The following is a 20,901-nucleotide window of genomic DNA, read 5'->3' on the forward strand; positions in this document are numbered from 1 at the left end:
CGTAGCATGCGGGCCGTCGCTGCAACCGGTTCCGGTCATGTCCCTTCCGCACGATGATGGCGCTCCGCCCGTGCTCCCGGCCTCTGGCCTCGGGGCGGATGGTGCCGTGCCGGGTGCCGAAGCCGAGCAGGCGTGGATCTCCGTCATCCAGAAGATGGACGAGACCTATGCCGAATTGCTGGCCCAGCAGGTGGAACTGGAGGCCAAGAACGAGGCGCTGGAGGAAGCGCATGCCTTCATCGCCGGCGTGATGGCCTCCATGACCGACGTGCTCATCGCCTGCGATCTCGCTGGGCGCATCGAGCAAGTGAATGTGGCCGCCGAGCGCCTGTTCGGTCGCCCGGCCAGTGTCCTTCAGGTGCAGCGCCTCGCCGATCTCATCGCGCCGGAATCTCCGGCCTCCTTCTCCGATGTTCTGACGACCGTCGCGCGGCGCGAGCGGATCGCGGACCGGGACTTCACCTTCCTCACGCCGGAGGGGCCGCTGCCGGTTTCGGTCAACGGCGCCATCCGCTTTGATCCGCGCGGGCGGGCCGTGGGCATCACCCTCATGGGCCGGCCGGTGGGCGAGCTGCGCAAGGCCTATAGCGACCTTGCCGCCGCCCATGAACGTCTGAAGGAAACCCAGCAGCAACTGGTGCAGGCGGAGAAGATGGCCTCTCTCGGCCGTCTGGTGGCCGGCGTCGCGCACGAGCTGAACAATCCCATCTCGTTCGTCTATGGCAACGCCCACACCATGAAGCGCTATGCCGAGCGCCTCGCCACCTATCTCGACGCGCTGCATGGCGCCCCGAGCCCGGCCGCCGTCTCGGGCCTGCGCGGTGAGCTGAAGATCGACCGCACATTGGCCGAGCTCGGTCCGACGCTCGCCGGCATGCTGGAAGGCGCCGAGCGGGTGCGCGACATCGTGGCGGACCTGCGCCGCTTCTCGTCCGACCGGCGGCAGGGCGACGAGGCGGTGGACATGGCCGGCCTCGTGCGCTCGGCGCTCGATTGGGTGGCCAAGGCCCAGCAGCCTGACGTGGCCATCTTCACCGATCTGCCGGACGGGCTGGACGTGACCGGGCATCCGGGGCAACTGCATCAGGTGATGATGAACCTCGTCCAGAACGCCCTTGATGCGCTGGAGGGCGCGCCCGTCCGCCGGCTCGAAATCACCGGCCGGCGCGAGGGCGAGCGCGTGGTCGTGCGGGTGCGTGACAGTGGCCCCGGCATCGCGCCGGATATTCTCTCGCGGGTGTTCGATCCCTTCTTCACCACCAAGCCGGTTGGCAAGGGCACGGGCCTCGGCCTGTCCATCTGCTATCGGATCGTCCAGGAGCACGAGGGCACGCTTGCCGCCGCCAATGCCCCCGAGGGCGGTGCGGTGATGACCCTGAGCCTGCCCGCCGCCGGGAGCACGCCATGACGGTCCAATCCCGCGCCCATGGCTTCAACGTGCTCTGGCTGCAATCGGGCGGCTGCGGCGGCTGCACCATGTCGCTGCTCTGCGCCGAGGCGCCGGACCTCCTCACCACGCTCGATTTCGCCGGCATCCGCCTGCTGTGGCACCCGAGCCTTTCGGAAGAGACGGGCACCGAGGCCGTGGAGCTTCTGGGGGCGGTGGCGCGTGGCGACATCCGCCTCGATGCGCTGTGCGTGGAAGGCGCGCTGCTGCGGGGGCCGAACGGCACCGGGCGCTTTCATGTGCTCGCGGGAACGGGGCGTCCCACCATCGAGTGGGTGCGGGACCTCGCGGCGGTCGCGGAGCATGTGGTGGCGGTCGGCACCTGCGCGGCCTATGGCGGCGTGACGGCGGCGGGCGCCAATCCGGCGGATGCCTGCGGCCTGCAATATGACGGGCGCCGCGAAGGTGGGGCGCTGGGCGCGGCCTTCCGCTCGCGCTCCGGCCTGCCGGTCATCAACATCGCCGGCTGCCCCACCCATCCCAACTGGATCACCGAGACGCTGATGCTGCTCTCGGCCGGGCTTCTGGGCGCGGACGATCTCGATGCCTATCGCCGCCCGCGCTTCTATGCGGACCACCTCGTGCACCACGGCTGCCCGCGCAACGAATATTACGAGTACAAGGCGAGCGCGGAGAAGCTCTCCGACCTCGGCTGCATGATGGAGCATCTGGGGTGCCTCGGTACGCAGGCCCATGCGGACTGCAATACGCGGCCGTGGAACGGGGAGGGCTCCTGCACGCGCGGCGGCTACGCCTGCATCAATTGCACCGCGCCCGAATTCGAGGAGCCCGGCCACCCCTATCTCGCCACGCCCAAGATCGCCGGCATCCCCGTGGGCCTGCCCACCGACATGCCCAAGGCCTGGTTCATCGCGCTCTCCTCGCTCGCCAAGGCGGCAACGCCCGAGCGGCTGCGGCGCAATGCGGTGTCCGACCATGTGGTGATGCCGCCCACCGTGCGGGACATCAAGCGCCGATGAGGGATGCGTCAGCGAAGGACGGGACGGCCCGGCTCATCGTCGGCCCGTTCAACCGCGTGGAGGGCGATCTTGAGGTGCGCCTTGAGGTGGCGGACGGCGCAGTGCGCGCGGCCTTCGTCTCCTCGCCGCTGTTCCGCGGCTTCGAGCGCATATTGGAGGGGCGCGATCCCTTCGACGCGCTGGTGATCGCCCCACGCATCTGCGGCATCTGTTCGGTGTCGCAATCGCAGGCGGCGGCGCTGGCGCTGGCGCAATGGCAGGGCCTCGCGCCCACCGCCAACGGGCGCATCGCCACCAATCTCCTCGTGGCGGCGGAGAACGTGGCCGACCACCTCACCCATTTCCACCTCTTCTTCATGCCGGATTTCGCCCGCGCGGCCTATGCGGACCGGCCGTGGTTCGCCGCCGCCGAGGCGCGCTTCAAGGCGGGGCGAGGCACCAGCGCGCGGCGGCTCATCGAGGCGCGGGCGACGCTCATGCACGTCCTCGGCCTGCTGGCGGGGCGCTGGCCGCATACGCTTGCCATCCAGCCCGGCGGCGTGACGCGCCGGGCCGAGCCGCGCGACCAGATGCGCCTTCTGGCGACGCTAGGCGCCGTGCGTGCGACGCTGGAACAAACCCTCTATGGCGCGCCCCTGGAGCGGATCTCCGCTCTGGCGGACCCGCGGGAGTTGGAGGCGTGGCGCGCGTTGGGCCCGGATGGCGATTTCCGCCTGTTCCTTGAAATCGCCGCCGACCTCGATCTCACCCACCTTGGGCGGGCCTATGACCGCTTCCTGAGCTTCGGTGCCTATCCGGGCGAGGAGGGGCCGCATTACCCGGCCGGCACCTTCGCGGACGGGGTCTTGGGCGGCGTGGACGAGGCGGCCATCGCCGAGGACCACACCTTCGCCCGCATGGAGGATCGCGCGGCCCCGCATCACCCCTTCGCCGGCTCCACCATTCCCGATGGCTTCGACGAGACCGGCTACACCTGGTGCAAGGCGCCGCGCCTGGCCGGCCAGCCCTTCGAGACCGGCGCGCTGGCCCGCCAGTTCATGGACGGCCAGCCGCTCGCCCGCGCGCTGGTGGCGGCGGGCGGCGGCAATGTCTTCAGCCGTGTCATCGGCCGGTTGATCGAGACCGCGCGCACCCTCATCGCCATGGAGGGCTGGGTGCGGGCGCTGGAGCCTGCGGAGCCCTGGTGCGCCCATGGGACGAACCCGTCCGAGGGGCGGGGCGCCGGGCTGACGGAAGCGGCGCGCGGGGCTCTGGGCCACTGGATGGAGGTCCGGAACGGGCGCATCGCGCGCTATCAGATCATCGCACCCACCACCTGGAATTTCTCGCCCCGCGACGCGGCGGGCGTGCCCGGCCCGCTGGAGGCGGCGCTGGTGGGTGCTCCGGTGCAGGAGGGCGAGACGACACCGCTTTCCGTGCAGCACATCGTGCGCTCCTTCGACCCCTGCATGGTCTGCACGGTGCATTGAGGCGCCCATGGAGCGCACGGGCGAAGCTGAAGAGATCACGGTGCGCGGCATCGTGCAGGGGGTGGGCTTCCGCCCCTTCGTCTGGCGCCTCGCCCGCCGGTTCGGACTCGCGGGAAGCGTCAGCAATACCGGCGATGCGGTGCGCATCCATATCCGCGGGCCTGTCGAGGCCCGCGCGGCTTTCGTCGCCGCGCTCGTGGCCGAGGCTCCGCCGCTTGCCCGCGTCGAGCAGGTGACGCGCGTCCCTGCTGCCCCGGTCGAGGGGGCAGAGTTCCACATCGCGGAGAGTGGGCTGGGGACGGTGTCCGTGGGCATCGTGCCGGATCTCGCCACCTGTCCCGCCTGCCGTTCGGAGATCGCGGACCCGAAGGCCCGGCGCTTCCGCTATGCCTTCACCAATTGCACCGATTGCGGCCCGCGCTTCTCCATCGTGGAAGGCCTGCCCTATGACCGCCCGCGCACCACCATGCGCGCCTTCGCCCTGTGCCCCGACTGTCGGCGCGAATATGACGACCCGGCCGACCGTCGCTTCCATGCCCAGCCCATCGCCTGCCCCACCTGCGGCCCGCGCCTGCGCTTCGGGGCCTTCGAGGGAGATGCGGCGCTGGCGGCGGCTGCGAGTGCTCTGAAGGCGGGCGCGATCCTGGCAGTGAAAGGCATCGGCGGCTTCCACATCGCCTGCGATGCCACCAGCGAGGCGGTGGTGGCGGAGCTGCGCCGCCGCAAGCAGCGTCCGGCCAAGCCCCTCGCCGTGATGGTGGCTGACCTCGCCGCTGCTCGTGCGTTGGCCGAAGTGTCAGCCCTTGAGGCGGAGGCTCTTTCGGACCCGTCCGCGCCCATCGTTCTGCTGCGCCGGCACCTTGATGGACCGCTCGCGCCCTCGGTTGCGCCGGGCCAGAGCCACGTGGGGCTGATGCTGACGTATACGCCCCTGCATCACCTGCTGCTGGCGAGCGTGGGTGGGCCGCTGGTGATGACCAGCGCCAACAGGGCCAATGCCCCGCAGGTGTTCCGCGACGAAGAGGCCGAGGCTGCGCTCGCCGGCATCGTGGACGGCCTCCTCACCCACGACCGCCCCATCGCCCGGCGGTTGGAGGATGGCGTGGTGCGCATCGCCGCCGGCGGCGTGCGGGTGATGCGTCGGGGGCGCGGGCAGGCGCCCCGCGCCCTCGACTGGCCGGCGGATTTCGAGGGGGCGCCGCCCATCCTCGCGCTCGGGAGCGATCTCAAGAGCGCTGCCTGTCTCAGCCATGGCCGCAAGGCGCTGCTGACCCATCATCTGGGCGACCTCGATACGCCCGCCGTGGAAGACGAGTTCGCCCGCGCGCTGGCCGATATGGCGGATGTGTTCGCGCATCATCCTGAGGCGGTGGCGGTGGACCTCCATCCCGGCTACCGCGCGACGCAGTTTGGCACGGCACTGGCGGTGGAGCGGGGCCTGCCGCTGCTGGCTATTCCGCACCATCACGCCCATATCGCCGCCACTCTGGCGGAAAACGGCTGGCCGCGTCTCGGGGGGCCGGTGGTGGGCCTTGCCCTCGACGGTCTCGGCCTCGGGGACGATGGCACGCTCTGGGGCGCCGAGGTGCTCGTCTGCGATTATCGGGAGAGCCGCCGCATAGCGCGCCTCGTCCCCATTCCGCTCGCCGGCGGGGATGTTGCGAGCCGGGAGCCGTGGCGCGTGCTGCTGGCTCATCTGGACACGGCGGTGGGGGAAGATGGCTTTCCGGCGGACCTTCTGGATGGAAAGCCGCTTGCCACCGTGCGGGCCATGATCGCCAAGGGGCTCAATGCGCCACTCGCCAGTTCCGCCGGGCGGCTGTTCGATGCCATGGCGGCGCTGCTTGGCCTCGCGCCCGATCGCCTCTCCTTTGAGGGCGAGGCGGCGATGGCGCTGGAAGCCTGTGCGGGCGACATCATGGCCGCGCCCTATCCCATGGCGGTGCGGGAGGCCGACGGCCTCATGGAACTGGATCCGGCGCCGCTCTGGCGGACGGCATTGGCCGACCGGGCAGCGGGCGTGCCCGCCCCCGCGATGGCGGCGCGATTCCATGCGGGTGTCGCCGCGGCCTTTGCCGACCTTGCCGCCTGGGTGGCAGAAGGCCATGGGCTATCCACCGTCGCTTTGTCCGGCGGCGTGTTTCAGAACGCCCGCTTGCTCGAAGACGTGGCGGCCCGCCTGTCCGCCCATGGTCTTGCCGTGCTGCTGCCCGCCGAGGTGCCGGCCAATGACGGCGGCCTCGCCTTCGGGCAGGCGGCCATCGCGGCGGCGCGGCTGATGGCGTCAGAGGGCCGGTAAGCGGCTTTCCGTCGCGCGTGGAAAGCGGCGTTCCGCTTTCCGCCGGTCGCACCGGTGCGAGAACGGAAAAGCCTTGATCTGGAACGCTTCCAGCCTGTGGCACGGCGGTTGCTGAAGGGGCATGAGCGTGTCGCCTCGACGCGGCGCGCGCCGGAGCCGGATGTCCCATAGGGACGCCGGCCCGCGCTTGGACACATGCCCCGGAGGGACGCCGCATGGCCGGCCTCGAGACCTTCTATGACGTGATGCGCCGGCAGGGCATCACCCGCCGCTCATTCCTGAAATATTGCTCGCTGACCGCTGCCGCGCTCGGCCTCGGCCCGGAGATGGTGCCGGAAATCGCCCATGCGATGGAGACCAAGCCCCGCCTGCCGGTGCTTTGGCTCCATGGCCTGGAATGTACCTGCTGCTCGGAAAGCTTCATCCGCTCCGCTCACCCGCTGGTGAAGGACGTGGTGCTCTCCATGATCTCGCTGGACTATGACGACACGCTCATGGCCTCTGCGGGCCATCAGGCGGAAGCGATCCTTGATGAGGTGATGGAGAAGTACAAGGGCAACTACATCCTCGCGGTGGAAGGCAATCCGCCGCTCAACGAGGATGGCATGTACTGCATCATCGGCGGCAAACCCTTCGTCGATCAGTTGAAGAAGGTGGCGAAGGACGCCAAGGCCATCATCTCCTGGGGCTCCTGCGCCTCCTATGGCTGCGTGCAGGCGGCGCGTCCCAATCCGACGCGCGCGACCCCGGTGCATGAGGTGATCTTCGACAAGCCCATCATCAAGGTGCCGGGCTGCCCGCCCATCGCCGAGGTGATGACCGGCGTCATCACCTACATGCTCACCTTCGACCGCATCCCGGAGCTGGACCGCCAGGGCCGGCCGAAGATGTTCTATTCCCAGCGCATCCACGACAAATGCTATCGCCGCCCGCATTTCGATGCCGGGCAATATGTCGAGAAGTTCGACGACGAGGGCGCGCGCAAGGGCTATTGCCTCTACAAGGTGGGCTGCAAGGGGCCGACCACCTACAACGCCTGCTCCACCGTGCGCTGGAATGACGGCGTTTCCTTCCCGATCCAGGCCGGCCACGGCTGCATCGGCTGCTCCGAGGACGGCTTCTGGGACAAGGGTTCCTGGTATGCCCGTCTCACCGACATCAAGGGTGAAGGCTTCGGCATCGAGGCCAATGCGGACAAGATCGGCTTTGCCGCCGCAGGCGTCGTGGGCGGCGCCGTGGCCGTGCACGCGGCCGTCAGCGCGCTGAAGCGCGCCCAGCACAAGGGAGACGCCCAGTGACCATCCAGACCCCGAACGGCTTCAGCCTGGATAATGCCGGGCGCCGTATTGTCGTCGATCCCGTCACCCGCATCGAAGGCCATATGCGCTGCGAGGTGAATGTCGACGCCAACAACGTCATCCGCAACGCGGTCTCCACCGGCACCATGTGGCGCGGGCTGGAGGTCATCCTGAAGGGCCGCGATCCCCGCGATGCCTGGGCTTTCGTGGAACGCATCTGCGGCGTGTGCACCGGCTGCCACGCGCTCACCTCCGTGCGCGCGGTGGAGGATGCCCTCCAGATCAAGATCCCGAACAACGCCTTCCTGATCCGCGAGATCATGGCCAAGGTGCTGCAGTGGCACGACCATGTGGTCCACTTCTATCATCTGCATGCGCTCGACTGGGTGAACCCGGTCAATGCGCTGAAGGCCGATCCCAAGGCGACCTCCGCCCTCCAGCAGTCCATCTCCAACCATTCCAAGTCCTCGCCGGGCTATTTCCGCGATGTGCAGAACCGGCTGAAGACCTTCGTGGAGAGCGGGCAGCTCGGCATCTTCAAGAACGGCTACTGGGACAATCCCGCTTACAAGCTGCCGCCCGAGGCGGACCTGCTGGCGGTGACGCACTATCTCGAAGCGCTCGATTTTCAGCGGGAGATCGTGAAGGTCCACACCATCTTCGGCGGCAAGAACCCGCATCCGAACTACATGGTGGGCGGCGTGCCTTGCGCCATCAATATGGACGGGGACATGTCGGCGGGCGCTCCGCTCAATATGGAGCGCCTCAACTTCGTGAAGCTGAAGCTTCAGGAGGCGCTGGAATTCTCGGCCAATGTCTATGTGCCGGACGTGATCGCCATCGCCAGCTTCTATAAGGACTGGCTCTATGGCGGCGGCCTCTCGGCGCTCAACGTGATGGATTATGGCGACTACGAAGCCATCCAGGGCCAGAAGTCCACGGACCGTCTGCCGGGCGGCGTCATCCTCGGCGGCAAGTGGGACGAGATCCATCCCATCGATCCGCGCGATCCGGCGCAGGTGCAGGAGTTCGTCACCCATTCCTGGTACACCTACGGCAGCGGCAACAATGACAAGGGCCTGCACCCCTGGGATGGCGTGACCGAGCCGAAATATGAGCTCGGCCCCGCCGCCAAGGGCACCAAGACCAATATCGAGGCCGTGGACGAGGCCGCCAAATACAGCTGGATCAAGGCGCCGCGCTGGCGCGGCAATGCGGTAGAGGTGGGCCCGCTCGCCCGCTACATCCTCGCCTATTCCAAGGGCGTCGATTACGTGAAGGGGCAGGTGGACGAAGCGCTCGGGCGCTTCAACACCCTCGCCGGCACGAATTTCACGCCCAAGCAGGCGCTGCCCACCACCATCGGCCGCACGCTGGCGCGGGCGCTGGAAGCGCATTATTGCGCGGTGATGATGATGGACGACTTCAACCATCTCATCGCCAACATCAAGGCGGGCGATACATCCACGGCGAATGTGGAGAAGTGGGACCCCTCCACCTGGCCGAAGGAGGCCAAGGGCGTCGGCACGGTGGCGGCGCCGCGCGGAGGCCTCGGTCACTGGATCAAGATCAAGGACGGCCGGATCGAGAATTATCAGTGCGTGGTGCCCACCACCTGGAACGGCGGCCCTCGGGACCCGAAGGGCAACATCGGTGCGTTCGAGGCTTCGCTCCTCAACACGCCCATGCAGCGCCCCGACGAGCCGGTGGAGATCCTGCGCACGCTGCACTCCTTCGACCCGTGCCTCGCCTGCTCCACCCACGTGCTTGCGCCGGGCGGGGAGGAACTCGCCCGCGTCACCGTGCGCTGAGGGGAGGGCGCCATGAGCGACATTCCCCTCTCCCAACCCAAGGCGGCGGAGGCTCCCAAGGAGCGGCGCCTGCCGACGGTCTACGTCTATGAGGCGCCGGTGCGCCTGTGGCACTGGGTGAATGCCCTGTGCATCGTCGTCCTGTGCATCACCGGCTATCTCATCGCCTCGCCCCTGCCGACGCTGTCAGGTGAGCCGAGCGCGCATTACCAGATGGGGTACATCCGCTTCTTCCATTTCGCCGCCGCCTACATCTTCGCGGTGGGCTTCGTGGGGCGGGTGCTCTGGGCCTTCGTGGGCAATAAATATTCCCGCGAGCTGTTCACCTTCCCCTTCTGGCGCGCGAGCTTCTGGCGCGGGCTCATCATCGAGGTGAAGTGGTATGCCTTCCTGAAGCCGCGGCCGCTGAAGTTCGTCGGTCACAACCCCCTGGCGCAGTTCTTCATGTTCTTCGTCATGGTGCTGGGCGGGCTGTTCATGATCGGCACCGGCTTCGCCCTCTATTCGGAGGGGGCGGGCCTCGGCTCCTGGCAGGACCGCATGTTCGGCTGGATCATCCCGCTACTGGGCGGCTCCATGCAGGTGCACACGCTGCACCACATCGGCATGTGGGTGTTCATCCTGTTCGTGATCATCCATGTCTATTCGGTGATCCGGGAGGACATCATGTCCCGCCAGACCATGATCTCCGCCATGACCAACGGCACCCGCAGCTTCCGCGACGACGATCCCGAATAGGGCGCGCACGGCTTGTCCTGCCCCTCTGGCGCGGCTTCGGCCGCGCCTTTTTTGTATGGAAGATAGGTTTCCATCTTTGTGAATAGATGGAAGGATGTTTTCCAGTTCAGGGTTTGATGGGTGGTCCGCTCGGACGCCCGTTTCATTGTCGGCACAGCATTTCGCCTGCCTGCGACGTTCTGGCATGGCTCTTGAATTGGAGATTTTCCAAAGGGCGGCGCAGACCGCACCGTCGGAGGTCCCTCAGGGAGAGAGGCGCGTCGCATGGACGGCGAACACATCCTCGTGCTTGGCATCGGCAACATCCTGTGGGCGGACGAAGGCTTCGGCGTCCGCGTGGTGGAAGCCCTCGATCGCGCCTTCACTTTCCCCGACCATGTGACGCTGCTCGATGGCGGCACGCAGGGCCTCTATCTCCTGCCCGCGTTGGAAGAGGCGGATGTGGTGGTGATCCTCGATGCGGTGGATTACGGCCTGCCCCCCGGCACCCTCCATTGTCTGTCCGATGGCGACGTTCCCGCCGTGCTCGGCGCGCGCAAGCTGAGCCTTCACCAGACCGGATTCCAGGAGGTGCTGGCGCTGCTGCAACTGCGCGGCTGCCTGCCGCGCCATCTGCGCCTCGTGGGCGTCCAGCCCCATACGCTTGATGATTACGGTGGAGGGCTGACCCCTCCGGTGGCGGCGCAGGTCGCCCCCGCCGTGACCGAGGTCTTGCGCCTCCTTACTGAAGAGTTCGACGTTCCGGTGCGGCCGCGCGACAGCGAAAGCTCGGAGGGGCTCGTCACCGCCGCCGTGGCGCGTGCCGCTTATGAGGCGGGACGGCCGAGCGCGCAGGACGCCTGCCGCATCGGCGACGCCCGCGTGCTCGCCCGCACCTTCGGCGAGGCCTGAGCCCATGTGCGTCGGCCTGCCCATGCGCATCGAGAGCCGGAGCGGGCATCTTGCCGAATGCTCCGGCCCGGAAGGCTTTGCGCGCGTCGATCTCGCCCTCGTGCCGGAGGCGCAGGTGGGCGATTATGTGCTCGTCTTCCTCGGCGCCGCCCGCCGCCTCATCGATGCCCTCGAGGCGCGCCAGATCGCCGACGCGTTGGCGGCCCTCTCGGCCGTAATGTCCGGCACAAGCGACGCCGGCGCTCTCGACCGCGCCTTTGCCGATCTCGACCGGGAGCCGCAGCTCCCGCCCCACCTGGCCGCAGCGTTGGCTGCGGGACGTACGGAGGCCTGATGTCCCTTTCCGCCGCAACGGCCCCGGCGCCGCTTCCGCACCCTCTGGTTGAGCGTTTGGTCATCACGCATGGGTATTCCTATGCGGATGCGCTTTCGGATCTCGACGGCGAGCCGCGCGATCTCCTCCTGTTCCTGCCCTCCCACGGCAAGCCGCATCTGGAGACGCCGGACATCGCCGCCGTCCTGCCGGAACTGGTGAAGTCGCTGAACGGCACTGCCGACCGGCTCTCCGCCGCCATCGCCGGCCCGGCGTTGGAACTGGAACTGCGCCAGCAGCTTCAGCTCGCTCTGCCGGCGCTGGTGGTGGTGCGGGCCGGAACGCCCATCGGCTCCGTCGCCCGCATGCGCGACTGGGATGAATATCTCGCCCGCCTGAGCGCCGTCCTCGGCGCGGCCACCCACTGAGGAGCCTCCATGGCCTCGCCCTTTGCCATCCAGCCGCCCCTCGGATTCGGCCCCGGCAGCCAGTCGGGAGACGAGGAGGGCCTCGCGTATCTGCCCATGCCCTCGGGTATGCGGGTCTATGAGCCCCATCTTCTCGATGCGGACGTGGCGGGCCCCTGCGCCGCCGCGCTCGCGACGCTGGCGGCGGTGCGCGATGCGCTGGCCCGCTGGCAGCCGGGTGGCCACGAGAGCTTTTCGCTGGCCGGGCTCGATGCCCGGAACCGCGCCCTGATCGACGAGGCGCTGGGCGAGGGCGAAGTGGCGGTGCGCGTCACCGGCGTCGTGCCGTTGGAGATCCAGGAAGCGACCTTCGCCGGCGTGTGGCGCGTGCGCGGCGCGGAGAGCGTCGATCGCATCGAGGTGGGGGCTTTTCCGCGTGGCGCATTGCTGCGCGCCTTCCCGGCGGAATGGCAGATGGACCTTGAGGATATCGCCCGGCCGCGCCCGGGCGTGGTGAACGCGCCGCCCATCCTGGCCGAGATCGCCCACCGCACCAGCGCCCGCGCGCCCGGTACGCCGGCCCACGTCATCAATTTCTCCCTGCTGCCGCACACGCCGGAAGACCTCGTGCTGATCGATGAGGTGCTGGGGCAGGGGCACCTCACCATTCTCTCGCGCGGCTATGGCAATTGCCGGATCGATGCCGCCGCGCGGCGGGATGTGTGGCGGGTGCGCTATTACAATTCCACCGACATGCTCATCCTCGACACGCTGGAGATCACGTCTCTGCCGGAGGTGGCGCAGGCCGCGCCCGAGGACATTGCCGACAGCGCCGCGCGCCTTGCGCAGGTGCTGGACGCTCTGGCGTGAGGAGACCCGCGTGACCGCCTCCCTGCGCTTTGAAGGCTCCTATCGCGGTCAGGCCGCGACGCTCGACCCGGCGACCCGGCTCGAATGCAAGATCTGCTGGCACGTCTATGATCCGGCGGAGGGCTGCGAGGTGTGGCAGGTGCCGCCGGGCACGCCTTTCACCGCCTTGCCGGACCACTGGCGCTGCCCGGTGTGCGACGGGGCGCGCGACCAGTTCATGGTGCTCGATGGGGGCGCGCCAGAGGCTCGCCCTGCGTCGGCGGCGGCTGAGCCGGATGTGGACCCGCGCCTTCTCGCCATCGCCCGCGATGTGCCGGGCAAGCTGGAAGCCGCGTTCCGAGAGATCCATGCCGGCCAGATGCGCGGCGTGCCCATGGTCAACGAGACCCTGAGCGTGAAGGCCGTAGGCTTCCGGGTGCATGAGGGGCGGGTGCTGGGCATGCTCATCACCCCCTGGTTCATGAACCTTATCCTGCTGCCGGGGCCGGATGAGGACTGGAGCCATCTCGCCACGGGCGCGAAGGACCTGGTGGAGTTCCCGTCCGGCTTCTATGAGTTCCTGGCCGCCCAGCGACCGGAGGTCGGAGCCTATAAGGCCTGCTCCCTCTTCTCGCCCATGTTCGATTTCTCCTCCATGTTGCAGGCGGTCGAGACCGCGCAGGCGGCCCTCGTCGCGCTATTCGATCCGGCCCATCGCGAGCCCGGCGTGCCGAGCGCCGAAATCCGCCGCCGACGCGAGGCGGAGCTGGCGGCAAAGGAGGCGGCGCAGCCCAAGCTGCCGGACCTCGCGCCTGAAGGTGAGCCTGAGGCCGAGGACGGAGCCGAGGCGTTGCCGCAGACGCTGGTGCCGCCGCCCGAACGCTCCCGGCGGGAGATGATCTTCGGCCGTTCCGCGCGTCCGGCGGGGGCCCCATGAGCCCGCTCGCCGCCAGCGCTGTCCTCGCGCATCGCCGGGGATTCTCCGCGCCTGCGTTCACCGACGCGGGCCGCTGGCTGGCGGGCCGGCCGGTGGAAGAGGCCGCGCGTCTCATCCCCCGCGTCTTCAATCTCTGCGCCGCGGCCCACGGTGCGGCGAGCGCGCAGGCGCTCCATCTGCCGGCCACGGATGCGGAGGCCTCGATCCGACAGGAGACGCTGCGCGATCATGCGCTGGCCCTGTTCCATCAGGCCCCGGAGGCGCTGGACCTGCCCGGTGAGCGCGACGCGCTCGGCCTTCTGGCGAACCCCGATGGCGGGGCCGAGCTGGCCCGGCGCGTGAGCGGCGATGTGGACCTCGCGGGCCTCTCGCTCTCGGATTTCGACTTGTGGCTGGCGCGTGGCGAGACGCTGCCCGCCCGCCTGCTGCGCCAGGTGCGCCAACACATCGACCCCGCCTGGGGTCGTGTGGGGCTGCCGCCGCTCACCTTGAGCGATCTTGATGCGGCCGTGGCGGATGCGCCTCGCGACCTCCCGGCCCGGGATGCGACGGTGCTGACGCGGGTGCGGCAGGCGCCGCTGCTCGTGGCGCTTCTGGCGGCCGAAGGTGGCAGCCTGCTTGCCCGGCTTCTGGCGCGGGTGCTCGATCTGCTGGCGGTGCTCAAGGGCGGCCCGGCGTCCTGCGGCAGGACGGCCGCCGGCCATGGCTTTGCTGCTGCCGCGCGCGGGCTGCTCGCCCATGGGGCACGGGTGGAGGCGGGGCGCATCGCCTTCTATCGCATCGTGCCGCCGAGCGCCTGGACGCTGGCGCCGGGCGGGCTGTTGGAACGCATGCTCGCCGCCTTGCCGTCGCGCGCCGAGACGCCGATGCTGGGCCGCCTCGCGCTCCTCGCGGTCAATCCCTGCGTGCCGGTGAAGCTAGAGGGGCTGGGGGGCTGACCATGCACGAAATGGCCATCTGCGAGAGCCTTCGGGTGTCCATGGAAGAGGCGGCACGGGCGCAGGATTTCTCCCGCGTCACGCGGGTGCGCCTCGCCATCGGCGCCTTCGCGGGCGTCGAGGTGGAAGCACTGCGCTTCGGCTTCGACGTCGTGATGCAGGGCTCGCTGGCCGAGGGCGCGGAACTGGTGGTGCTGGAAGAGGAGGGCACCGCCTGGTGCTTCGACTGCAACCGCACGGTGCCGCTCGCCACCCGCCTCGACCCCTGCCCCTGCTGCGGCGGCGAGCGCCTCGTGCCCAATGGCGGCACGGGCATGACCATCAAGGATCTGGAGGTGGTGTGATGTGCGTGACCTGCGGCTGCGGCCCTGATGCCGTGACCATCTCCGGCCCGAATGGCGAAGCGCATCACGATCCTGCGCACGGCCATGACCATTCTCACGGTCACGACCATGGCCATTCCCACGCCCATGGCGATCACGGCCATGGCCATCATCATCACGACGACCACCATCACGGCCACGATGAGCCGCAGCCGGTGCGCTCCCACGCGCCGGGGTTGGAGGCCCGCCGGCTGGTGGAGATCGAGCAGAACATCCTCGCCAAGAACGACGGCTTCGCCGATACCAACCGCGCCCGCCTCTCGACCCTCGGCGTCTTCGCGCTGAACCTGCTCGCCGGCCCCGGCGCCGGCAAGACGACGCTGCTCGTCGAGACGCTGAAGGCGCTGAAGGACAAGATCCCCGCTGCCGTGATCGAGGGAGACCAGCAGACCAGCAATGATGCCGAGCGCATCCGCGCCGTCGGCGCGCCGGCGGTGCAGATCAACACCGGCAAGGGCTGCCATCTCGACGCGCATATGGTCGGCCATGCGCTGGAGCGCCTGCCGCTGGAAGCGGGAGGCGTGCTGTTCATCGAGAATGTGGGCAACCTCGTCTGCCCCGCCGCCTTTGATCTCGGCGAAGACAAGCGGGTGACGCTGCTGTCGGTCACAGAGGGCGAGGACAAGCCGCTCAAATATCCCGACATCTTTGAAGGCGCACACCTCGTGCTTCTCACCAAGGCCGATCTGGTGCCGCATCTCGAGGTGGACGTGGATCTCATCATCGCCAACGTCCGCCGCATCAATCCGCACGCCAAGGTGCTCACGCTCTCCAGCCGTTCCGGCGATGGCATGCGCGCCTGGCTCTCCTGGTTGGAGGATGTGCGCGCCGAAAAGCTGGAAGCGCTGGCCGAGGCCGCCGCCGCTCGCGCGGCGGCCCTGCGCGGTGCGGCCCGGCGGGCGGCGGAGTAGGCCCATGACCGCGCTCGCCTCGCGTCCCGCCCTTCTCGTGGTCGATGACGAGCCGCGTTCCGTGGAGGTGATGGCGCGCGTGCTCGGCGAGGAGTTCGACGTCTTCACCGCCGCCAGCGCCGCCGAGGCGCGGGCGGTGCTGGAGCAGGAATGGGTGCAGGCCATCTTCTGCGACCAGCGCATGCCGGAACTCTCGGGCGTCGCCTTCCTCACCGAGGTGCGCGAGCGCTGGCCGGAGATCGTGCGCATCATCGTCACCGGCTATACGGAGCCGGAGGACATGATCGGCGCCATCAACGGGGCGGGCATCTATCAATATGTCACCAAGCCCTGGCACCCCGACCAGTTGCTGCTGGTGGCCCGCAATGCCGCGCAGCTTTTCGCGCTCCAGCGCGACCACCACCGGCTGTCCCTGGAACTGAAGCTCGTGGCGCCCGTGGCGCAGGCGCGGGTCGTCTCCCAGCGTGAGAAGGTGGTGCGCAACTTCTCTTTCGACACGCTGATCCGCACGCCCCAGAGTCCACTGAACGAAACCTGCCAGCGCGCCGCACAGGCGGCGGTCTTCGACATTCCCGTGCTCATCCAGGGCGAGACCGGCACCGGCAAGGAACTGCTCGCCCGTGCCATCCATTATTCCAGCCTGCGGTCCGACTGCGCCTTCCATGCGGTGAACTGCGGGGCCATTCCGGACGAACTGCTGGAATCTGAACTCTTCGGCCACAAGAAGGGGGCCTTCACTGGCGCCCATGTGACCCGCGTCGGCCTGCTCGATCAGGCGGACGGCGGCACCATCCTTCTGGACGAGATTGGCGACGTCTCGCCGGCTTTTCAGGTGAAGCTGCTGCGCTTCCTTCAGGAAGGCGAAATCCGCCCCGTCGGCTCCAATGATGCCAAGCGGGTGAATGTGCGCGTGCTGGCCGCCACCCACCGCGATCTCGTGCAGGCGGTGAGTGCGGGCAAGTTCCGCGAGGATCTCTATTACCGCCTCTCGGCCATGGTGCTGGCCATGCCGGCGCTCCGCGAGCGCAAGCAGGATCTGCGGGTGCTCGCCGCCGCCATCCTCGACAGCCTGTGCAACCAGCACGGCAAGGCGGTGAAGGGCTTCACGGAAGAGGCGCTCGCCTGCATCGAAGCCTATGACTGGCCGGGCAATGTGCGCGAGTTGCAGAATGAGGTGCTGCGCATGCTGGTGCTGGCGCCCGGTCCCGAACTCGGGGCCGATCTCCTGTCGCCCCATGTGGTGCGTGCCGCCGCTGCCGACCCTATGCTCGCCGCCATCACGCTGCCGGACAGCGGGCCGCTGAAGGACCGGATCGAGCGCATGGAAGCCTCCATCCTGCACGAAACCCTGGTGCGCTGCCGCTGGAACAAGAGCCGGGCCGCGGAAGAACTCGGCCTCTCCCGCGTCGGCCTCAGGGCCAAGCTCGACCGCTACGGCATCGCCCGCGACCGCACCTTCGCCCGGCATTAGGAGGACCCCATGTGTCTCGGCATTCCCGGCCGGATCGTCGCCATCGCCGATGAAGACGCGATGCTCGCCGTCGTCGATGTGTCCGGCGTCCGCCGCACCGTGGACGTGGTGTGCGTGGCGCAGGAGGGCGAACCCCTTGAGGCGCTCATCGGCGTCTGGGTGCTCGTCCATGTGGGCTTCGCCATGAGCCGCATCGACGAGGAGGAGGCCGCCGCCACGCTGAAGGTGCTGGCGGAGATCGGCGAGATGGAAGGCGAATTGGATGCCATGCGCACCGGCTCCGTCGCACCCCTCGCTCCGGCTAATTGAGGAGGCGAGCCCATGCGTTTCGTCGATGAATTCCGCGATCCGGCCCTCGCCGCCGCGCTGATCCGGGAAATCGGGACCATCTGCGCCACCCTCGGGCGCGCGAAGGATGATCCCGTCACCGTCATGGAGGTGTGTGGCGGGCACACCCACGCCATCTTCCGCTATGGGCTCGAAGGCCTGTTGCCCGACCTGATCGAATTCGTGCACGGCCCCGGCTGCCCGGTCTGCGTTCTGCCCATGGGCCGCGTGGACGATTGCGTCGCCATCGCCGAGCGGCCCGAAGTGATCTTCGCCACCTTCGGCGATGCCATGCGGGTTCCCGGCTCCCGCAAGAGCCTGCTTCAGGCCAAGGCGGACGGCGCCGACGTGCGCATGGTCTATTCGCCCCTCGACGCACTGGAACTCGCCCGCCGCAATCCCGACCGGGAGGTGGTGTTCTTCGGCCTCGGCTTCGAGACCACCATGCCCTCTACCGCGCTCACCGTGCAGCGGGCGGCGCGCGAGCGCATCACCAACTTCTCCCTCTTCTGCAATCACATCACCATCATTCCGACGCTGCGGGCGCTGCTGGAGCAGCCGGACTTCGGCATCGATGGCTTCATCGGACCCGGCCATGTCTCCATGGTCATCGGCACGGCGCCCTACCGCTTCATCGCCGAGGAATTCCGCAAGCCGCTGGTGGTGGCGGGCTTCGAACCCATCGATCTCCTGCAATCCCTGCTGATGATTCTGCGCCAGATGGCGGCGGGCGAGGCGCGGATCGAGAACCAGTACGCCCGCGTCGTGCCGGAGCGCGGCAACCCCTCCGCCTTGCGTGCGGTGGAGGAGGTGTATGAGCCTCGCCCCACATTCGAATGGCGGGGCCTTGGCTCCATCGAGCGCTCGGGTGTGCGCCTGCGCGAGCCCTATGCCGCCTTCGATGCCGAGCGGCGCTTCGCCGTGCCGGACGTGAAGGTGGCCGATCCCGCGGCCTGCCGCTGCGGCGAGGTGCTGACCGGCGCCGTGAAACCGTGGGCCTGTCCGGTGTTCGGCACCACCTGCACGCCGGAGATGCCGCTCGGCGCCCTTATGGTGTCATCCGAGGGCGCTTGCGCGGCCTATTACCAATATGGCGGCCTGCGGGGGGCAGCATGAACGGACCCTTCTCCCTTCCCCGCCGCGCGCCCCGCAAGGTGACGCAGCCCAAGGTGACGCTGGCCCATGGCGGCGGCGGCACTGCCATGCGCGATCTCATCGAGGACGTGTTTCTCGAAACCTTCTCCGGCGCCGGCCACGCGGCCCCGGAGGATCAGGCGCGGTTCGACCTGAGCGCGCTGGCGGCGCAGGGCGACCGCCTCGCCTTCACCACGGATGCCTTCGTGGTCGATCCGCTCTTCTTCCCCGGCGGCGACATCGGCAAGCTCGCCGTCTGCGGCACGATCAACGATCTGGCGGTGGGCGGCGCCCGCCCGGTGGCGCTCTCCTGCGCCGTCATCATCGAGGAAGGCCTGCCCCTGGAGACGCTGCGGGCCGTAGTCGCTTCCATGGCCCGCACGGCTGCAGAAGCAGGTGTCGTCATCGTCACGGGCGACACCAAGGTCGTGGCGCGCGGCGCCTGCGACAAGCTCTTCCTCACCACCACCGGCATCGGCGTGGTGCGAACGGGGCTCGATGTCGGCATCGCCAAGGGGCGCCCCGGCGATGTGGTGCTGGTGAACGGTCTGCTCGGCGACCATGGCGCCGCCATCCTCAATGCGCGCGGCGACCTCGCGCTGGAGACGCCCATTGAGAGCGACTGCGCGCCCCTGCATGATCTCGTCGCCACCTTGATCGCGGCAGCCCCCGGCATCCGCATGATGCGCGATGCCACGCGCGGCGGCGTCGCCGCCGTCCTCAACGAGCTGGCGGAGGCGAGCGGCGTCGGCGTGCGCATCCGCGAGACCGACGTGCCGCTGCGGCCCGAAGTGAACGGCTTCTGCGAGATCCTCGGCCTCGATCCGCTCTATCTCGCCAACGAGGGCAAGCTTGTCGCCGTCGTGCCTCCCGAAGAAGCTGAGGCAGCGCTTGCCGCCGTGCGCGCCCATCTCCTCGGCCGGGAGGCCGCGATCATCGGGCGGCTTGCCGCCGAGCGGCCCGGCCGCGTGGTCATGGAAACCCGCTTCGGCGGGGAGCGCATCGTGGACATGCTGGTGGGAGATCAGTTGCCGCGGATCTGCTGACGCCAAGCATTGAATTGTGCATTGCAATCACGCAAAAATCGCCAACCTTCCGAGGAGCTTGTTTGATGACCCGTCTTCCCCTCCGTACGCTCGGCCTTGCCGGCGCCCTCATGCTCGCCCCGTCGCTCGCCTTCGCCCATACGGGCGTGGGTGATGCCCATGGCTTCATGCACGGCTTCATGCATCCCATCGGCGGGCTTGATCATGTGCTGGCCATGGTCGCTGTCGGCATGCTGGCCTGGCAGATCGGCGGCCGGGCGGTCTACATGCTCCCGCTCACCTTCATGGTGCTGATGGCGGGCGGCGGCGTCGCCGGCATGATGGGCATGACCTTGCCGTATGTGGAACTGGGCATCGCCCTGTCCGTGGTGGTGCTCGGCGCCGCCGTGGCGCTCGGCGTGAAGGCCCCGCTCGCCGTCTCGATGGTTCTGGTCGGCCTGTTCGCCATCTTCCACGGCCATGCCCATGGCGCCGAAATGCCGGAGACCGCCAGCGGCTTCGCCTATGGCGCAGGTTTCATCCTGGCGACGGGCCTGCTGCATCTGGCCGGCATCGGTGTCGGCTTCGGCATCGGCCGCCTTGCCGAGCGCCATGGCCCGGCTCTCATGCGCGGAGCCGGCGCGGCGGTGTCGGTGGCGGGCCTCGGCCTCGTGCTCGGCGCACTCTGAGACGTTTCCGGCGGGCGCGACGTGCGCCCGCCGCTTTCCTTCCGGCTTGGCCCCATGTTCCACGCGTCGCCCTGCGCGCTGCGCCGATGGACCGGGCCGCGCACGACTGATGGACTGTTCCAGTCGTGCTCTTGTCGCTTCCGGATCGGCGCCCGCCGGCCGTGGCGAATGTCCTTCCAGGAAACTACGGTCTCGTCCTGACTCTCCGTTTGCTCCCGCCCTACGGCCGATCCCGTGCGGTGTGGGGAGTTCGAACGGCTACTGGCTCTTCACGACGCCGCAAACATCCGGCGCCTCCTGAGACGTCCTGCGACGCGGACCGCCTGCGCTTCCCGCTTTCAGTCAGCCAGTTCGTTGCGGCGCCGGAACCAAACCTGTCGCCCGGCCTTACTCCATTGGCTGGCCTCGATCGGCTTTGGAACGGCCAAACCCTGTCCGGCCAAAGTCTGAAAGCCCGCTCAGGCGCATTTTCCGCGGTGAACAAGTCGTTTCCGTCGAGGTGCGAGCGGAGAGGCACGCCCATTCTTTGAGCGTTTGCATTTGCGTTGCGCATTTGCACACAGGTTCTTGCGCATCGCAAAATC

20 protein-coding genes are annotated in these 20,901 nt (G+C 68.6%); all 20 read left to right on the forward strand.

The window, feature by feature from the left end; all coding sequences use genetic code 11:
* The first annotated feature begins 37 nt into the window (after positions 1–37).
* The gene (locus tag AZC_RS03010; RefSeq protein ID WP_012169125.1) at positions 38–1,408 is read left to right on the forward strand and encodes a sensor histidine kinase; all 1,371 of its coding nucleotides are present in this window, start codon (positions 38–40) and stop codon (positions 1,406–1,408) included.
* Positions 1,405–2,427: a HupU protein gene (locus tag AZC_RS03015; protein WP_012169126.1), complete on the forward strand. Its 1,023-nt coding sequence runs from the start codon at positions 1,405–1,407 to the stop codon at positions 2,425–2,427. The genes AZC_RS03010 and AZC_RS03015 overlap by 4 nt, the downstream gene beginning before the upstream one ends.
* The gene (locus tag AZC_RS03020; RefSeq protein ID WP_012169127.1) at positions 2,424–3,896 is read left to right on the forward strand and encodes a nickel-dependent hydrogenase large subunit; all 1,473 of its coding nucleotides are present in this window, start codon (positions 2,424–2,426) and stop codon (positions 3,894–3,896) included. Before AZC_RS03015 ends, AZC_RS03020 begins: the two co-directional genes overlap by 4 nt.
* Positions 3,897–3,903: 7 nt before the next feature.
* On the forward strand, positions 3,904–6,195 hold the full coding sequence (hypF, locus tag AZC_RS03025; RefSeq protein WP_012169128.1) for a carbamoyltransferase HypF: 2,292 nt from the start codon (positions 3,904–3,906) through the stop codon (positions 6,193–6,195).
* 215 nt (positions 6,196–6,410) lie between these two features.
* The gene (locus AZC_RS03030; protein WP_012169129.1) at positions 6,411–7,493 is read left to right on the forward strand and encodes a hydrogenase small subunit; all 1,083 of its coding nucleotides are present in this window, start codon (positions 6,411–6,413) and stop codon (positions 7,491–7,493) included.
* Positions 7,490–9,304 (forward strand): nickel-dependent hydrogenase large subunit, encoded by a 1,815-nt coding sequence (locus tag AZC_RS03035; protein WP_012169130.1) that lies wholly within the window; start codon positions 7,490–7,492, stop codon positions 9,302–9,304. The genes AZC_RS03030 and AZC_RS03035 overlap by 4 nt, the downstream gene beginning before the upstream one ends.
* A gap of 12 nt (positions 9,305–9,316) precedes the next feature.
* Entirely contained in the window at positions 9,317–10,042 is a 726-nt protein-coding gene (cybH, locus tag AZC_RS03040; RefSeq protein ID WP_012169131.1) for a Ni/Fe-hydrogenase, b-type cytochrome subunit, read from the forward strand.
* Between the two features lie 264 nt (positions 10,043–10,306).
* Positions 10,307–10,933, forward strand: a complete 627-nt coding sequence (locus AZC_RS03045; protein ID WP_012169132.1) for a HyaD/HybD family hydrogenase maturation endopeptidase — start codon at positions 10,307–10,309, stop codon at positions 10,931–10,933.
* A 4-nt stretch (positions 10,934–10,937) separates the two neighbouring features.
* On the forward strand, positions 10,938–11,267 hold the full coding sequence (locus AZC_RS03050) for a HypC/HybG/HupF family hydrogenase formation chaperone (RefSeq protein ID WP_012169133.1): 330 nt from the start codon (positions 10,938–10,940) through the stop codon (positions 11,265–11,267).
* Positions 11,267–11,674: a hydrogenase gene (locus AZC_RS03055; protein WP_012169134.1), complete on the forward strand. Its 408-nt coding sequence runs from the start codon at positions 11,267–11,269 to the stop codon at positions 11,672–11,674. Before AZC_RS03050 ends, AZC_RS03055 begins: the two co-directional genes overlap by 1 nt.
* A gap of 9 nt (positions 11,675–11,683) precedes the next feature.
* Entirely contained in the window at positions 11,684–12,523 is an 840-nt protein-coding gene (locus tag AZC_RS03060) for a hydrogenase expression/formation protein (RefSeq protein ID WP_012169135.1), read from the forward strand.
* 10 nt (positions 12,524–12,533) lie between these two features.
* Positions 12,534–13,439, forward strand: coding sequence for a [NiFe]-hydrogenase assembly chaperone HybE (locus AZC_RS03065; protein WP_012169136.1), 906 nt, complete (start codon positions 12,534–12,536; stop codon positions 13,437–13,439).
* Positions 13,436–14,377 carry a nickel-dependent hydrogenase large subunit gene (locus AZC_RS03070; RefSeq protein ID WP_012169137.1) on the forward strand — a complete coding sequence of 314 codons (942 nt, stop codon included), beginning with the start codon at positions 13,436–13,438 and terminating at the stop codon, positions 14,375–14,377. The genes AZC_RS03065 and AZC_RS03070 overlap by 4 nt, the downstream gene beginning before the upstream one ends.
* Positions 14,378–14,379: 2 nt before the next feature.
* The gene (hypA, locus tag AZC_RS03075) at positions 14,380–14,721 is read left to right on the forward strand and encodes a hydrogenase maturation nickel metallochaperone HypA (RefSeq protein WP_012169138.1); all 342 of its coding nucleotides are present in this window, start codon (positions 14,380–14,382) and stop codon (positions 14,719–14,721) included.
* Positions 14,721–15,671, forward strand: coding sequence for a hydrogenase nickel incorporation protein HypB (hypB, locus tag AZC_RS03080; protein WP_012169139.1), 951 nt, complete (start codon positions 14,721–14,723; stop codon positions 15,669–15,671). The genes hypA and hypB overlap by 1 nt, the downstream gene beginning before the upstream one ends.
* 4 nt (positions 15,672–15,675) lie before the next feature.
* Positions 15,676–17,142, forward strand: coding sequence for a sigma-54-dependent transcriptional regulator (locus tag AZC_RS03085; RefSeq protein WP_012169140.1), 1,467 nt, complete (start codon positions 15,676–15,678; stop codon positions 17,140–17,142).
* A gap of 9 nt (positions 17,143–17,151) precedes the next feature.
* The gene (locus AZC_RS03090; RefSeq protein ID WP_012169141.1) at positions 17,152–17,451 is read left to right on the forward strand and encodes a HypC/HybG/HupF family hydrogenase formation chaperone; all 300 of its coding nucleotides are present in this window, start codon (positions 17,152–17,154) and stop codon (positions 17,449–17,451) included.
* 12 nt (positions 17,452–17,463) lie between these two features.
* A complete protein-coding gene (gene hypD, locus AZC_RS03095; RefSeq protein ID WP_012169142.1) occupies positions 17,464–18,585 on the forward strand; it encodes a hydrogenase formation protein HypD in 1,122 nt (373 codons plus the stop codon).
* Positions 18,582–19,649 (forward strand): hydrogenase expression/formation protein HypE, encoded by a 1,068-nt coding sequence (hypE, locus tag AZC_RS03100; RefSeq protein WP_012169143.1) that lies wholly within the window; start codon positions 18,582–18,584, stop codon positions 19,647–19,649. The genes hypD and hypE overlap by 4 nt, the downstream gene beginning before the upstream one ends.
* A 65-nt stretch (positions 19,650–19,714) precedes the next feature.
* Positions 19,715–20,317 (forward strand): HupE/UreJ family protein, encoded by a 603-nt coding sequence (locus tag AZC_RS03105; protein ID WP_012169144.1) that lies wholly within the window; start codon positions 19,715–19,717, stop codon positions 20,315–20,317.
* Positions 20,318–20,901 lie beyond the last annotated feature (584 nt).

The organism is Azorhizobium caulinodans ORS 571, from assembly GCF_000010525.1.
Classification (GTDB): domain Bacteria; phylum Pseudomonadota; class Alphaproteobacteria; order Rhizobiales; family Xanthobacteraceae; genus Azorhizobium; species Azorhizobium caulinodans.

Bases quoted from the DNA above. Each gene is read 5' to 3' on its own strand.
- AZC_RS03045 (WP_012169132.1), top strand. From the start codon at position 10,307: ATGGACGGCGAACACATCCTCGTGCTTGGCATCGGCAACATCCTGTGG.
- hypB (WP_012169139.1), top strand. From the start codon at position 14,721: ATGTGCGTGACCTGCGGCTGCGGCCCTGATGCCGTGACCATCTCCGGC.
- AZC_RS03090 (WP_012169141.1), top strand. From the start codon at position 17,152: ATGTGTCTCGGCATTCCCGGCCGGATCGTCGCCATCGCCGATGAAGAC.
- AZC_RS03050 (WP_012169133.1), top strand. From the start codon at position 10,938: ATGTGCGTCGGCCTGCCCATGCGCATCGAGAGCCGGAGCGGGCATCTT.
- AZC_RS03085 (WP_012169140.1), top strand. From the start codon at position 15,676: ATGACCGCGCTCGCCTCGCGTCCCGCCCTTCTCGTGGTCGATGACGAG.
- hypF (WP_012169128.1), top strand. From the start codon at position 3,904: ATGGAGCGCACGGGCGAAGCTGAAGAGATCACGGTGCGCGGCATCGTG.
- AZC_RS03060 (WP_012169135.1), top strand. From the start codon at position 11,684: ATGGCCTCGCCCTTTGCCATCCAGCCGCCCCTCGGATTCGGCCCCGGC.
- AZC_RS03030 (WP_012169129.1), top strand. From the start codon at position 6,411: ATGGCCGGCCTCGAGACCTTCTATGACGTGATGCGCCGGCAGGGCATC.
- hypA (WP_012169138.1), top strand. From the start codon at position 14,380: ATGCACGAAATGGCCATCTGCGAGAGCCTTCGGGTGTCCATGGAAGAG.
- hypD (WP_012169142.1), top strand. From the start codon at position 17,464: ATGCGTTTCGTCGATGAATTCCGCGATCCGGCCCTCGCCGCCGCGCTG.
- AZC_RS03055 (WP_012169134.1), top strand. From the start codon at position 11,267: ATGTCCCTTTCCGCCGCAACGGCCCCGGCGCCGCTTCCGCACCCTCTG.
- hypE (WP_012169143.1), top strand. From the start codon at position 18,582: ATGAACGGACCCTTCTCCCTTCCCCGCCGCGCGCCCCGCAAGGTGACG.
- AZC_RS03010 (WP_012169125.1), top strand. From the start codon at position 38: ATGTCCCTTCCGCACGATGATGGCGCTCCGCCCGTGCTCCCGGCCTCT.
- AZC_RS03105 (WP_012169144.1), top strand. From the start codon at position 19,715: ATGACCCGTCTTCCCCTCCGTACGCTCGGCCTTGCCGGCGCCCTCATG.
- AZC_RS03015 (WP_012169126.1), top strand. From the start codon at position 1,405: ATGACGGTCCAATCCCGCGCCCATGGCTTCAACGTGCTCTGGCTGCAA.
- AZC_RS03020 (WP_012169127.1), top strand. From the start codon at position 2,424: ATGAGGGATGCGTCAGCGAAGGACGGGACGGCCCGGCTCATCGTCGGC.
- AZC_RS03070 (WP_012169137.1), top strand. From the start codon at position 13,436: ATGAGCCCGCTCGCCGCCAGCGCTGTCCTCGCGCATCGCCGGGGATTC.
- cybH (WP_012169131.1), top strand. From the start codon at position 9,317: ATGAGCGACATTCCCCTCTCCCAACCCAAGGCGGCGGAGGCTCCCAAG.